The sequence below is a fragment of the Campylobacterota bacterium genome, from assembly GCA_040752835.1.
GTDB lineage: Bacteria > Campylobacterota > Campylobacteria > Campylobacterales > Sulfurimonadaceae > Sulfuricurvum.
In genome coordinates, this window is record JBFMGG010000001.1 from 1 (window position 1) to 13,685 (window position 13,685).

At 55.0% G+C, this 13,685-nt stretch carries 9 protein-coding genes; 5 read left to right on the top strand and 4 right to left on the bottom strand.

Annotated elements, in window-relative coordinates; all coding sequences use genetic code 11:
• Positions 1-143: 143 nt before the first annotated feature.
• Genes AB1763_00005 through AB1763_00020 form a run of 4 tightly spaced genes read left to right on the top strand, consistent with a single transcriptional unit; the run spans position 144 to position 6,144 of the window.
• Complete coding sequence (locus tag AB1763_00005) at positions 144-557, top strand: PAS domain-containing protein (protein ID MEW5831208.1); 414 nt, start codon at positions 144-146, stop codon at positions 555-557.
• A gap of 9 nt (positions 558-566) precedes the next feature.
• On the top strand, positions 567-2,393 hold the full coding sequence (locus tag AB1763_00010) for a hypothetical protein (GenBank protein ID MEW5831209.1): 1,827 nt from the start codon (positions 567-569) through the stop codon (positions 2,391-2,393).
• Positions 2,394-2,421: 28 nt separating this feature from the next.
• The gene (locus tag AB1763_00015; protein MEW5831210.1) at positions 2,422-5,748 is read left to right on the top strand and encodes an ATP-binding protein; all 3,327 of its coding nucleotides are present in this window, start codon (positions 2,422-2,424) and stop codon (positions 5,746-5,748) included.
• Positions 5,749-5,766: 18 nt separating this feature from the next.
• The gene (locus tag AB1763_00020; protein ID MEW5831211.1) at positions 5,767-6,144 is read left to right on the top strand and encodes a response regulator; all 378 of its coding nucleotides are present in this window, start codon (positions 5,767-5,769) and stop codon (positions 6,142-6,144) included.
• A gap of 41 nt (positions 6,145-6,185) precedes the next feature.
• On the opposite strand, the gene AB1763_00025 is transcribed toward AB1763_00020, so the two are convergent.
• The 4 genes from AB1763_00025 to AB1763_00040 are packed head-to-tail and all read right to left on the bottom strand — an operon-like array spanning position 6,186 to position 12,908.
• Positions 6,186-6,629: a hypothetical protein gene (locus tag AB1763_00025; GenBank protein MEW5831212.1), complete on the bottom strand. Its 444-nt coding sequence runs from the start codon at positions 6,627-6,629 to the stop codon at positions 6,186-6,188.
• Entirely contained in the window at positions 6,616-7,554 is a 939-nt protein-coding gene (locus AB1763_00030; GenBank protein MEW5831213.1) for a prepilin-type N-terminal cleavage/methylation domain-containing protein, read from the bottom strand. Before AB1763_00030 ends, AB1763_00025 begins: the two co-directional genes overlap by 14 nt.
• Complete coding sequence (locus AB1763_00035; GenBank protein MEW5831214.1) at positions 7,551-8,222, bottom strand: hypothetical protein; 672 nt, start codon at positions 8,220-8,222, stop codon at positions 7,551-7,553. Before AB1763_00035 ends, AB1763_00030 begins: the two co-directional genes overlap by 4 nt.
• A gap of 12 nt (positions 8,223-8,234) precedes the next feature.
• Positions 8,235-12,908, bottom strand: coding sequence for an Ig-like domain-containing protein (locus AB1763_00040; GenBank protein MEW5831215.1), 4,674 nt, complete (start codon positions 12,906-12,908; stop codon positions 8,235-8,237).
• A 233-nt stretch (positions 12,909-13,141) separates the two neighbouring features.
• On the opposite strand from AB1763_00040, the gene raiA reads away from it, so the two are divergent.
• Entirely contained in the window at positions 13,142-13,678 is a 537-nt protein-coding gene (gene raiA, locus AB1763_00045; protein MEW5831216.1) for a ribosome-associated translation inhibitor RaiA, read from the top strand.
• The last annotated feature ends 7 nt before the right edge of the window (positions 13,679-13,685 follow it).

Below are 13,685 nucleotides of genomic sequence, written 5' to 3' on the forward strand. Positions count from 1 at the left end.
CTGCGCGATCTGGTCGGGGAAAACGATGCCCGTACGATACAAAATCATTACGCCCAAACCGCGTCTAAGTAATCTTTTATGGAGTTTATGCCATATTCCACAGATTATGTTTTCAGCAGTTTTTTTGTAACGGGGGTTAAACGATGGAAAAACCTGTTCCCATCGACGAAGAATATGTTTTCGAAGGGCGTGCGATCGTCAGCGAAACCGATCTCAAGGGGATCATCACCTACGCAAACCGCAAGTTCTGCGAAATTTCGGGATACAGCGTCGACGAACTCGTCGGTGAGCCGCACAACATCATCCGGCATCCCGATATGCCCAAAGCGGCGTTCGCCCAGATGTGGAAAACAATCCAGTCGGGGACGATGTGGCACGGCCTGGTCAAAAATCTCCGTAAAGACGGACGCTATTACTGGGTCGATACCGAAGTGACCCCCACCTACGACGATAACGGAAAAGTAAAAGGATACATGGCCGCACGCAAACCCGCTTCACGCCAGAACATCGAAGAAACGGCCGCTCTGTACGAAAAAATGCTGGAACAAGAGCGATAAGGGGACCCTGTGTTATTTTACAACCATAAACAAGAATTCATCGGGCTGGACGAAGACGCCCTGAAACTGCTTAACTACACCTCGCTCGAAGAACTTCTGACGGTGTGTTCGGATGTCGCGGACCTTTTCGCCAAAGAACCCGGATACATCCACAACTTCAAAAATTTCGGCTGGATCGATTTTCTTCTGCATGCCGATTCCGAATCCAATTCGGCGATCGTCCACGCCAACGGCCGAACCTTTTCATGCACCCTCCATGTCCACAAACTCTATTTGTGCGAAGCTCCTTCGGAAACGGGCTACATGGTCGAAATGCTTCACGTCCAGTCGATGAGTGCGGAGGAGTTCAAGCCCCATACGCTCTCCCCGCGTCCCATTATTGTCTCCAAACCCATTGCGGCCGAAAGCACCCCGGAGCCGTTCGTCGAAACCCCGGCCGTTTCGGAAGAACAAGCGTTCCGCAGCGAACCTGCCCCGTCGATCCTTCCCGATTACGGGCACATTACCCCTACGCCGCTGAGCGAACCCGGAGTCCTTGACGTCCCCTCCTATGAAGAGAGCGAATACGAACCTTTCGGCGAGTCCTACAGCGATGCGTACGACAAAATCACCCTTCCCGAATTCGAAAGCTACGCCGCCGAAACGGCTGTCGAACCGGCCGAACCCGCCAGCCCGCAACCTGCGCCGCATCCTGCCGCCGAAGGACGTTTCACGGCAACGGAACAAAAATACATCGATGCCCTCAAAGTGGACCGTTCCTACCGCTTCGACCCCAACGTCGCCGCAAGCGAGCTGGGACTCCCGGTCGATCTGATCCAGGAATTCATCGGCGATTTCATCCAGCAGTCCCATGATTTCAAAAACGACCTGTTCGATGCCGCGCTGCGCGCCGACATGAACAATCTCAAAATCCTTTCTCACAAACTCAAAGGGGTGGCGGCGAATCTGCGGATCGAAGACGCTTTCGAATGCCTCAGCGTGATCAATACCTCCGACGATATTGCCGAAATCGAAGCGAACCTCAAATATTTCTATGCGATCATCGACAAACTCGAAGGAAAATCCTCTTCCCAAAACGGCGACGGAGCCGCTTTTCAAACCGCCCCCGAGCCCGAGACGGCATCGTATTCCGAAACGCCCTACGACTACGGTATCGACGCGTCATCGTATCCGGACGATTTCGATACCTCTTACGCCGACGAGAGCGCCGACGTCCCAAGCGTTTACGCCGATGAGCGAACCGATACCGAAAATGGCTATCCCCATGATTTCTCCGAACCCGTCGAGTCGTTTGCGGACGAAGAGGACATCTACGCTTTCGACATCAAAGAGAGCGTGCTCGATGAGCCTTCGGTTCCGTCCAAAACAACAGCGATACCCGAGTACGGCTTCGGGCTCAAACACGATGAAGATTCGCCGCTCATTATCCAGGAAGAAGAGCTCTTCGAAACGGAACCCTTCTCCGACATCCCCGACGAAGAGCCTTTCACCGAATCGGCCGAGCCTATTCAGCCGGTCGACGCCGCACCGATACGGTCGCTGCACTACGATAAATCGGCCGTCGCCGGACAGCTGGGGATCGAACGCGCCTTCCTGGACGAACTGATCGACGATTACAAACGCGACGCCCTTGTCTCCGGCGAGCGGATCGCCGCGGCGATCGCCGCTTTCGACACCCACCTTTGGCAGAGTGCAGCAAGGGAACTCAAAGGGATCAGCGACAACCTAAGACTCGCCGAAATTTCCGAAGAACTGGCCGTACTGTCGGTAACCAACGATGCCCAGGAAGCCAACAAAGCTTCCAAACGTCTGAACGGTTATCTCGAACAACTATAAATTTGATCAACGAATACAGAGGAATTCCATGCAAATAGGACTTAGAAACCGACTCCGTCTCATCAGTCTCCTCCCGATTCTGATTCTTTTCGCCCTGGCAAGCTACTATGTCGGAAACGCTTATATAAGCTATCAATCGGCCCAACAGCTACAGGTGCGGTTGGAAGGAAACAAACAGCTCACCGATTTGATCAACAACCTCTCCCGCGAGCGGGGGATGACGGTGATGTACATGGGGAACCATTCTCCCACCACCCTCAAATCGCTCCATGCCCAGCGCACGATCGTTGATCACAAAATCGCCGACTATCAAAAATACCTCTCGACCGTCATGCTCAACAATGCCGCCGAGCAGGAAAAAGCGTCCCAGCTGGATGCGCTGGTCACGAAACTCCACGCCCAGATCAAACAGTCCCGGCCGCTCGTCGATGTCGGCAACGCCAGTTTCGAGCGTATTTTTTCCGAGGTATACGGCAAATCGCAGGAGAGCCTGATCAACGAGCTCACGGAGCTCGCCGGGCTTCATTTCGACGATGAGATCAACGCCCTCTCCTCGACGTACCTCTCGCTCGTCCGCGCCAACGAATACAGCAGCATCGAACGCGACTACATCACCTACCTCCTCTCACGCGCCACACCGCTGAGCGAAGAGGAACTCGACCGATGGATCACGCTGCTCAGCAAAGCCGATTCCCTCACCGTCGAGGGGATGAAGGACAAAACGATCCAGGTGCAGCTGCAGGCCACCTTGTTCAGCGAAGACAACACCGAGCTGTTCCAGGACATCACGACGGAACGCTCAGCCATCCTCCAGGCAAGTGCAACGGGGACGTTCGACACCCAGTCGGGGATCTGGTTTGCAATGATTTCCGAAAAAATCAGTGCCATCGACGACGCCCAGAAAGTGTTGATCGACGCGATGGACAAACGCTCCGGCACCGTTCAGAACCAGGCGGTGCAGCTCCTTGTCGTCGCCGTCGGGGTATGGCTGCTGGCCGTCTTGGTCGGAGTGCTTGGGGTCCTCCTCTCGAGCGAAATCACCAAAAACATCAAAAACCTCGAATCGGTACTCAAACGGGTCGCCGCAGACACCAACGACACCGAAGCCGAAACCCTCAGCCAGTCGATCAACCTCGACACCGCCGCAGGGACGGCGCAGGCATATGCCCTGCTCGAACGGATCATCGAGCAGACGCTTCACGACAAACAGTACGCACTCGAAGCGTCCGAAGCCAAATCGATGTTCCTGGCCAACATGTCGCACGAAATCCGGACGCCGCTCAACGGCATCGTCGGATTCACCGAACTGCTCAAGGATACGGAGCTTCACGACGAACAGCGCGAATTCATCGACATCATCGAAAAAAGTTCAGAAAATCTCCTCGAGATCATCAACAACATCCTCGACCTCTCGAAAATCGAGAGCAACAAACTCGAGATCGAAGAGATCGTCTTTAACCCGATTGACGAATTCGAAAGCGCCGTGGAGGTCTACGCCGTCCGCGCCTCCGAAAAACACATCGACCTCGCCTGCTACGTCGATCCGAGTCTCGAACGCCCGCTCAAAGGGGATCCGACCAAGATCAAAGAGGTCATCATCAACCTCCTCTCCAATGCGGTCAAATTTACCAACAGCGGCGGCGCCATCAGCGTCGACATCCGCCGCGTCGAGTGCGACGCTCTGAACCGTGCGCGCGTCCGCTTCCAGGTCAAAGACAACGGGATCGGCGTGACGAGCGAACAAAAATCGCGTATTTTCGAAGCGTTCTCGCAAGCCGACACTTCGATTACCCGCAAATACGGGGGTACGGGTCTTGGGCTGACGATTTCCAGCCGCTTCGTCGAATTGATGGGTTCCCGACTTGAACTCGAAAGCGAACCGGGCAACGGAACTTCGTTCTTCTTTACCCTCGAATTCGAGGAGATCGAAACCCTCAACGAACCGCTCAAAGGGGCTTTCTCAAGCATCAATGCGGTGATTCTCGAAAGCACCTCGAAGAAAAAACTCCAAAATACCTATCTCAAAGAGTACCTCGACTACTTTGGGGTAAGCTACACCACGTTCCATGAAGTGGACGAGCTCAAAATGCTCGAACGGCAGGTCAATTACGACCTGCTCATCGTCGACAACGATTACGTGAACGAAGAGGATCTGATCACCTATTCTTCGTCACAGGAACAACTTGTCCTGGTGACCAAATCGTATTACATGAAAAAAATCGATTCGATGGGGATTGATATTTTCAAAGTGCTTTACGAACCGCTCAACAGTACCAAGATCCGTGCAACCCTCGAGTCGTATGACATTGAAGCGTTCAGCAGCCGGAAGCAAAAAGCGACCCGCCGTAAAAAATTTGACGAAAAAAGCTCCCGTTTCGCCGCAACGGCGCTGGTTGCGGAGGACAACGTCATCAACCAAAAACTGATCCGCCGTACCCTCGAAGACCTGGGGTTGGAGATCACCATCGCAAACAACGGGCTCGAAGCGTTCGAAAAACGGAAAAACGGCGATTTCGACGTCATCTTTATGGATATCCAGATGCCGGTTCTCGACGGTATCGAAGCGACGCAGGAGATTCTCGACTTCGAAGAAGACTACGGCCAGCACCACATACCGATCATCGCCCTCACCGCCAACGCCCTCAAAGGGGACCGCGAGCGTTTCCTGGCAGCGGGAATGGACGAATACACGACCAAACCGCTGGTTCGGAGCGAAATTATCTCCTTGCTCAACAACTTTCTCTCGCACAAAATCGTCGACATCAAATCGGTTCCGAAATCGGCCACCGAAGTCGCTACGATCCCCCAGGAAGAAGCGTTTTCTCCCCAAGAAGAGGATGAGATCGCCGACGTCGCAATGATGGCTGCGTCTTCCGAGGCAGTCGCAGAAGAATCGGCTTCCTCCGGTGCAATCGAAGAGTCTATGGCTTCGGAAGCCCAGACGGTTGACGTGGAAATACCCGTTGGGACCGAACCCGACCTCGCCGAGCCCAGACGTTCGGCCTACGATGCCGATATCGTCATTGCCAAGCAAAACGCTCTGGAAATGAAACTCTTCACCCGTATTCTCGACGATCTGGGCTACACCTACAAAACGGTCGGGAGCATCGACGAGCTTAAAGCCGAGATCGCCAACCGCCGTTACAAACTCGCACTGTTTGATAAAACGCTTTCGGGACTCGACCTCAAGGATCTGTATGATATAATCCGTTCCGGCGACAGTGACATATCGCTTGTGATGTTGATCGATCCGAATGCATCGGAAGAAGCGGACGACGCCATGTACGTCCACGAGATCATCCGCAACATCATCAACAAAGACCTGCTGCGTCTGGTGTTTGAAAAATTTATTTAACAAACGGGGAAATTCGAAATGGGTGATAAAAAACTGAAAGTGCTTGCGGTTGACGACGACATGATCAACCTCAAGCTGCTCAAAACCATGCTGCTCAAAACCCCGAACGTTTCGCAGGTCGTCGAAGCCAAAAACGGTGCGGATGCCATCGGTATCCTCAAATCGCAGTTCGACATCGACATTATCCTTCTTGACATCATCATGCCCGTCATGGGGGGCATCGAAATGCTTAAAGTGATCCGTGCCGACGAGTCGCTCCGTCAGCTTCCCGTCATCGTCCTCACGACCGACGAAACCAAAAAGGGGGAAGCCCTCGAATGCGGTGCGAACGGTTTTCTGATGAAACCGGTACGGGAAAAAGACGTCGTCGCCAAAATCTCCCAGCTCGCCCTCTAAGCGTCAAAGGGCTCTTTTCCCTTTCCCCGAATACCTTCTTTCTAGAGTTTTTGCCAGGAGCGTTTGTGAACGCGGACATCTTCCGAGGACAAATTCCGGTCATCCACCCGCACGTCGATCAGCACCATGGTCTCTTTGCCCGTATTTCGCGCTAACGTGTCGCAGGCGGCCGGAGCAGCCCCTCGGAAAGAATACGCCAGCGAGGCGGTAACGTCAAACATCGGATTGCCTGCGGCATTATTGACGATAATGTTCAGGCGGTTCAGGCAGGTTCCGCCCGCCGTGTCGACCCCCTGCGCGCGCATCAGGGCGTATTCGGTAGCGCTTTGCGCCAGCAGTTCGGCCTGGGTGTGAAGATAGGCGTTCGATACGGTCTTGCTCCCCAGCGATGCATTCTGCATCATCAATGCTCCGCCCGCGGCTATGATGACGACGATGAATATCGCCATGATCATCGCGAATCCTTTGCGTTTAGTAACGTACATGCACCATCCTTTCGCGGCAAATCTGATCCTGCGGCAACGTCGAATCGTTGAGATTGGCATCGATCCCGTTCATGCAGATTTTGAGAGTATACACATTCCCGACGCTGGAATTGACCGTCGTATTGCTCGCATCGTACATAATCGTGAAATGGGCGACGTTATCTCCCAGTATCCGCGGGGTAGCGGCGACGCTGTATACTTCTCCGTTCCAGGGCTGGAACCCCGTATACATGCTAAAGACCCCGTTTCTGGCACGGAACGCGTAGGCCGTGCGTAGCACGTAGGCTCGACTCGACTGCCCGCTGATGCTCAACACCTCATCGAGGGTCAGGTCGGTCGGGCCCACAACGGCCGTAACCGTCCGGTACGCCTGATTTGTCCCCGCCCCGGTAATCCAGCCGAAGCGGCCGCAATCGCTCCCCTCGGCCAAACCGTCGCTGCGGAAAATGGCCGTGGGGTTGGCGGGGTCTAACAAGGAATCGCTGTTGTGCATCGCCGTATAATTCGAATCGGGTCCCGAGAGGTTCGTCCCCACATTGATCACCTCGCTGCTCCATCCGGGACGGAAACGCGTTCCGTCCCAGTATCCGCGCAACCCTTCATCGTCCACCCCGACAAACGCGATCGTGTAATCGTTCCCGTCGTCGCCGGAAATCGGTACACCGTTGCACACGCTTCCCAGTGCCGCATCGTTCTGGTCGAGACGAACGATCGATCCGGAGATGCCGTTTTCGAAATAACGGGCCACCTGTTCGAGGATCTGGTCGGCTTGTGCGGAGCGCTTCGTATACTCTCCGGTCCGGTAGATACCGTCGTAATACTGTCGCAGCGCTTCAAGCGCCAGCGTTCCGACAATTCCGAGGATGACAATGACGAACAGCAGCTCGATCATCGTAAAGGCTCTGCGTTGGACTAACGATTTCATTCGGCAAATTTACCTACGTTGGATTTGAAAAACGTCAGGGTCATGTCGACGTCAGGGTTGGCGGCATTCTGAACCCGGGCGACCACCCGTTTAAGGTGGGTCTGCGTTCCCGAGGCCGCAGGGCTCATCGAGGTCGACGAGCCGAGCCGCCAAGTCGCCGTCGCGGCCCCTGCGGCATCGATCGCCGACATCGTCGCATCGACGTAGCTGACCGCATAAGCGACCGGAACGGTATACACTGCCGCTCCCCCCGTTTGCTGGATCTGCAGGTTGTACGCCCTGGCGTGCAACTGCTCGATCCCCTGGCTCAGGTTCAGATTCCCCGCTGCGGGATTGGCCGCCATCGCCGCTCCCCCCGTCGCGCACGCCATGCTCGAATCGGGATTGGCGCGGAAAACGGCACTGCCGCCGAATGGATCGGGACGATTGCACGGCAGATCGCCCCCGACCTGCAACGGCCGGAAATCGGGAGGAAGGGAATTTTGATCCCAGCGGGCTTGGGAGACTTTGACGATCTCGCCGCTTAAACGTTTGAGAATATCCTCATCGACCATCAATCCCATCGACGCATTATTCGCCACCGCCATCATGGAAGGGATGGAGAGGACACTGATGGCGATTACGACGATCGCGAAGATGAGTTCGATCATGGCTACCGCGCGACGCATGGAACTCCTTTGTCAGCGGGTGGAAGGGGTGTAGTCGTACGTTACCCCTCCCCCCGTCGTCTGTTTGTTGGTTTTATCTCCCCGCAACGCCGCATCGGATGCGCTTCCCGATCGGCCGACCGCGGGAACGACGTTGATGTTGAAACACGGGTGGGTCGCGCAATCGAGATTGGTCGCCGATGGATCGGCATAATCGAGCGCATTCACCCCGTACCACAGCCACGGTGCCGTATCGATATGGGCCTTGCGGCTGTAGGGGATATTGGCCGCACCGACGGCGGGGAAAGCGTAGGTTTCGATCCCGTTGACCGCCGCCTGGCCGATATTCGATCCCGACGAACCCGCGGCACTCTGCAAACGGGTAATGTTACCGTCGCCGTAGTTGGTGTCGGCATGCAGAAGGTTGACGTACCAAAGGGGAGTGTTCCGGCTTGCGGCCAGAGGCGTCCCCGCCAAAATCGGTGCATTATACACTTCGTACCATGCGGAGGCGCTGAAGGCCACATCCCCGAAAACCCTCACGTCTCGCGGGATCAGGCGCCCGTAGGCATGGGTGACGTTGAAATCCATCGATCGCGCACCGTCCGCTTCGTGCATGGGGCTCAGGTCGGCCTGCATCAAACACTCCGCCACACTCGAGCACCGGATGTTCAACGCGGTGAAATCGGCTACTTTCGGATCGGTGGGCCGCGTGACGTTGCGTTCGTAATTGAGACGGGTAATCGTCGAGAGCGAGCCGCGGGTGTCTTTCGTAAAGTTACCGTCATCGATCCTCAACAACCGCATGTCCAGCGCCGCGGTATTGACATCGGTCGCATTCGAATCGTAGATCAGCGCCCCCGTAGCGTTGAAATCCTGGAAACGGACCTGGTAAGCGTTCCCCGCAACCGTCAGGTTGTTGTTGGACCGCAGGGAGAGGTTCAGATCGTTTGCGTAACACCCCGTGACGAAGTTCGTATTGACAACGTTGTTGTACCCCATCGCCTTGATTTTTCCGGTTGCCCGGACTGACATGTCCATCGAATCGGACCGGCTCATATCGGCAGTGTAAATGAAATTGTTCGCGGCAACGTTGTTCGGACGGGTCCCGATCCCGAACGAAACGTTCAGATCGAACTTGTACGGCAGGAACGTCAGCTGGTAATCACGGTATTTCAGCCCGTTTTCGACATTGTCGTGGGTGCTGTTGATCTGACAGCCGACAAGGTTGTTCAGCGTCCCGCCGCTGAGGCTCACCGTAGTCGCCTGGGCCGGTACGTAAGTAGTGTCCGGCGCGCATTCGACGGCGCTCAGGAAATGGGGACCCGTCTGGTGGGTCTGCTTCTCGCTGTCCCAGTCGACCGCCGTCCAGGTCTTGTCGATGATATTGAGGCGGTACTCCCCGATCTGGGAGAGGTTCCCCTCGGCCGAAACGGTCCCGTCAAGGAGATTAAAACTCTGGGGTTTGTGCGCCGTATCGTTGCACCCGACTTTGGGGGTGGCGGGATCCCATACAAGGGTGATGTTGTAATCGCTTCCCCCGGTTCCGAAATAGCGGGTATACCCGGGCGAGGCGGCATTATCCAGATGGTTGGTGGCATTGATATCGTAGCGGTAGTCGTATCCGCTCGCCACCTTGATCCGTCCGGTGAGCGGAGTTGTCATACCGGTGTATCCGGGCGCGAAGAGCTGCGTCACCGCACGGTTGGTCTGGTTCATGTCTTTGAGCGCCACCGTGTAGCTTTCGGGGCGGATCGCGAAATTGTCCCGCGAACAGAGCACTTCCGTCCGTGCCCCATAGAGGCACTCCATACAGATCGCAACGTCCTTGTAGGTGCTGCTGTTCCCGTTATTAAAGCAGGCGACCGAGGTTTGATCGGTCATCTGGTCATTGGGCATTTTGACGAACTGGCGGCAGTGAGGATAGATTTTGTGGATATCCGAAAAGTTGTCGATCCGTATCCCGTTGTTCGTCGGAACGATCGTGATGAGCGAACCGTCGGCGTCGTTGAGAGTATTGTAGGTGACCCGAAACGCCGCATTCGGCGTCGCTTTTTTGTAAAACTCCTCCGCCTGCGTAATGGGGGAAGGTTCCCCGGTAATGGTATCGGAGACCATCCCTTTTGCGATCGCCGCCTGGATCGTTCCGGCATTGAAATTGATCTGCGAGACGTTGTTTTCAAACGCCACCCAAACGCGGGGGCTGATAGAGCTGGAGGGTTCGCGGCATGCCGCGTCGACGTCGTGAAACTGGCTGGCGTCGATCAGCTCGACCGCCACGATGGTGCTGACCGGCTGCGGCGTGTCGAGGGCTTCGGGGTTGAACGACGCTACCCGCAGGTTGCCCGGACGTTTCGTCACCTGGGTGGTAAGATCGTAATAGCGGGTGGCGGTGGAAGAATCGTACAACCCCGCATCTACGACACTGAAAATCCCCCATTCGGGAGTGTAGCTGAAATTGTCCGCGGTACACATCGGGAGACGTTCCCCCCCGATGGTCGAGGAGTACGGAAGACTGAGCGTCGTACCATCCGGCAGCGGAATCGCCAGGTCGTAAGTAAACGTCCCGACGATCGGTATCCGTATGTCGCCGATATTTTTGGGGGTCAGCAGGTAATAGGCGTACGCGTGCTGCTCTCCCCCCATGTTCCCCAGCGGGATGTTTTTGATGTAGGTATCGCTGACACTCAGCGGCCATGCCCCGTCGTTTTTGTAGGTGGGCGAATATTCACCCGGATAGGTCACCGCTACGGAATTGCGCTTGTAGATCGCCTGCGTATCGTCGATCTCGGTAATGCTCAGCTGCACGTTGTTGGCCATCACGTCGGAGGCTTCCTGGTTACGAATGTAGAGACTGACGTTGATGTCTTCGGTATTGGGGAGATAGCCGCTCACGTAAGGCATCGCCGTCCCGTTGTTCTCTTCGGTGAACGGAAGGCCGTTTTGCTCATACCCGTAGTCGTAACAAAACTGCGGAACGTACAGCTCAGTCGCAAACGCAATCATCGACGGCCAGTATTTGTCCTGAGTCGAGGTAAACGTAAAGCGCATGGTCGCCTGTTTGGGTTTGAGATAATTGCCGATGTCAAACGTCTGGATATCGATACCGTTGTTGTTGACCAGTTCGGGAACCCGGTCGTCCCCGCCGGTAATACTGGAGTTAAACGTATTATTGGCCGTCGTTGCGAGGGTAACCGTTCCCCCCGTATTGTAATCGGTTGTCCGCAGTACGTCGCCGCTGATGTGTTTGTCCCCTTCGGCGGCGAAGACCGAAACCTCGGCGGTGATATCGTTTTTGTCCGGGGTGTAGAAACCGGTTACGTCGATATTGACGTTCGGCACGTCCTGGCTGACCACCTTCCACCCGTCGAAGATGCTGAAACTCCGGAATTTCTCGTTTTGGTCCGCCAGATTCGAATAAACCACCACCAGCGTCCATGCCCCGTACGATCCGAGCGAATCGATTTTTCCCTCATATACCGGGATATTGGCGACGGTATAGTTCCCCTCGTTCCATTTTCCCGCACCGAAATGTTCGGTCACGTCCGCAAAAGCCGAATAGCTGGTAAACCCGCCGTACCCTTCATTCACCCCGTAATCCAGACGGTCGGGTGTGATGTCGACGTAAGTGTTGGCCCCCTCTTCCTGCCGGAGCTTGATCGTCATGTTGGTACTGAACGCGGCATTGGCGACGATCGCCTGCCAGTACAACCCGGCCCAGATTACTTCGGCGCCTGCGGGAAGTTTGAGTTCGGATGTGGTCGAATTGCTCAATCCGCCCGTTGTCGTATCGGCATGATACCCGCACAGGTAATAGTAATTGTTCGCATCGGTCGCATCGGTGATGTACGAGCCGTTGGTATAGGTCGAGCAGATCGAGGAGTTCTGCGTCGTGGGGGGAACGAGGACCGTGTTCCCGATGGTTTTCATGTCCCCTTTCGTATAGAGCTGTTTGCGCAGCGTAAAATCGCGGTATCCGGCGGTGATGACATCGGTGACCGTCACCGTCACGGTCGCCGTATCCTCATATCCGTTGGTATCGCGGATGGTATAGGTAAACGTATCGCTCCCCATGTATTCGGCCGTTGGGGTATAGGTGAAGCTGCCGTTCGAGGCAACCGTCACGCTTCCGTGAGCCGGAGAGGTATTGGAAATGACACTGAGCGAAGGGCCCACGTCGTTGGAGAGGAGATTACCGCTGTGGGTGGTATTTTTGACCATCGTGAACGTATCGTTTGCGGCATCGGCAGTGATAAAGGTGATGACGATATTGTCGATCCAGGCGTCTTCGCTGCTGTAGCTCGAATCGGTATGGATCCGGAGGTTCAGATCGCCCCCCGTATCGAGCACCGCGTTGACGGTATAGTGGTAGACGCCGTCGGTTTGGGTAAACGTCGTCGTCGCGCCGTTGGCGATCACCCGCAACGCGTCGGTGGTCTCCCAGCCGTTCGCGATCGATACGTCGAAGCTGATGATGACGTTTTTGAGGGCGTAGTCGTTTCCGTTGAAATTGTACAGCTTGGAGGCGGAAGTACCGTTTTCGATCTTGTACATATTACTCGTACGGGTTCCGCCGGCCCATCCCTCGACGTTGTTGTTGAAATTGTCGCTTTCCAATACGATCGCGGCCTGAAGCACCGTCCATCCGCCCATCAACATTAGCACAACCAATCGGATCATCGAACGGATCGTGTCGTTTACTTTCATCGTCTTGTTCCCAGCTCTTTTTCTGCAATCCGGTATTATCGGTCTATTTCCGTTCTCTCTAAAGGGAGAAAACACGCTATTTTCGATTCTAGTCACTACTAGATTAAATATCGATTAATATCTGTTAATATTTATTTGCTTTATGTTACCGAATCGGTTGATCGGGTTTTTATTTGTAGCGATTACTTTTTAGTGTTATAATCAAATTTCAACCCATATACAAGGTGGACATCATGAACATTTCACTCGTCGGACGCCATATCGACCTCAGCGACTCCATCAAAGAGCACCTTATGCACTCGATTGATACCCTCGGCAAGTACCATCTCGATCTCATCAGCGTCAACGCCGTCGCCAGCATGAACGAACGGAAAAAAGGGGTGATGATCGAATTTACGATCAACGTCGCCGGCAAAAACACCATCGTCATTACCCAACGCGACAACGATCTCTACGCTGCCATCGACATCGCGATCGACCGTGCCCAAAAAGCGCTGCGCCGCCTCCACGACCGTCTGAGCGACCACCGTAACGAAGGGATGAACGAAGCCAAGAACGCCGCGTCGGGCAACGTCGACCTCCACGCGCTGGGCGAAGCGATGGAAGATGAAATCGTTCCGATGGAACTTGAACTCTACAAACCGCAGGAAGTAGGCGAAGTATTGGAAAAACTCAAAGAGAGCGGCAAACAGTTCGAAGTCTTTTACGACAACGAAGGGAAAATGCGGGTCCTCTTCAAACGCAACGACGGGCGCTACGGCCTGTATTGATACCTAT

Bases quoted from the DNA above. Each gene is read 5' to 3' on its own strand.
- AB1763_00040 (MEW5831215.1), bottom strand. From the start codon at position 12,908: ATGAAAGTAAACGACACGATCCGTTCGATGATCCGATTGGTTGTGCTA.
- AB1763_00005 (MEW5831208.1), top strand. From the start codon at position 144: ATGGAAAAACCTGTTCCCATCGACGAAGAATATGTTTTCGAAGGGCGT.
- AB1763_00035 (MEW5831214.1), bottom strand. From the start codon at position 8,222: ATGCGTCGCGCGGTAGCCATGATCGAACTCATCTTCGCGATCGTCGTA.
- AB1763_00015 (MEW5831210.1), top strand. From the start codon at position 2,422: ATGCAAATAGGACTTAGAAACCGACTCCGTCTCATCAGTCTCCTCCCG.
- AB1763_00025 (MEW5831212.1), bottom strand. From the start codon at position 6,629: ATGTACGTTACTAAACGCAAAGGATTCGCGATGATCATGGCGATATTC.
- AB1763_00030 (MEW5831213.1), bottom strand. From the start codon at position 7,554: ATGAAATCGTTAGTCCAACGCAGAGCCTTTACGATGATCGAGCTGCTG.
- AB1763_00020 (MEW5831211.1), top strand. From the start codon at position 5,767: ATGGGTGATAAAAAACTGAAAGTGCTTGCGGTTGACGACGACATGATC.
- raiA (MEW5831216.1), top strand. From the start codon at position 13,142: ATGAACATTTCACTCGTCGGACGCCATATCGACCTCAGCGACTCCATC.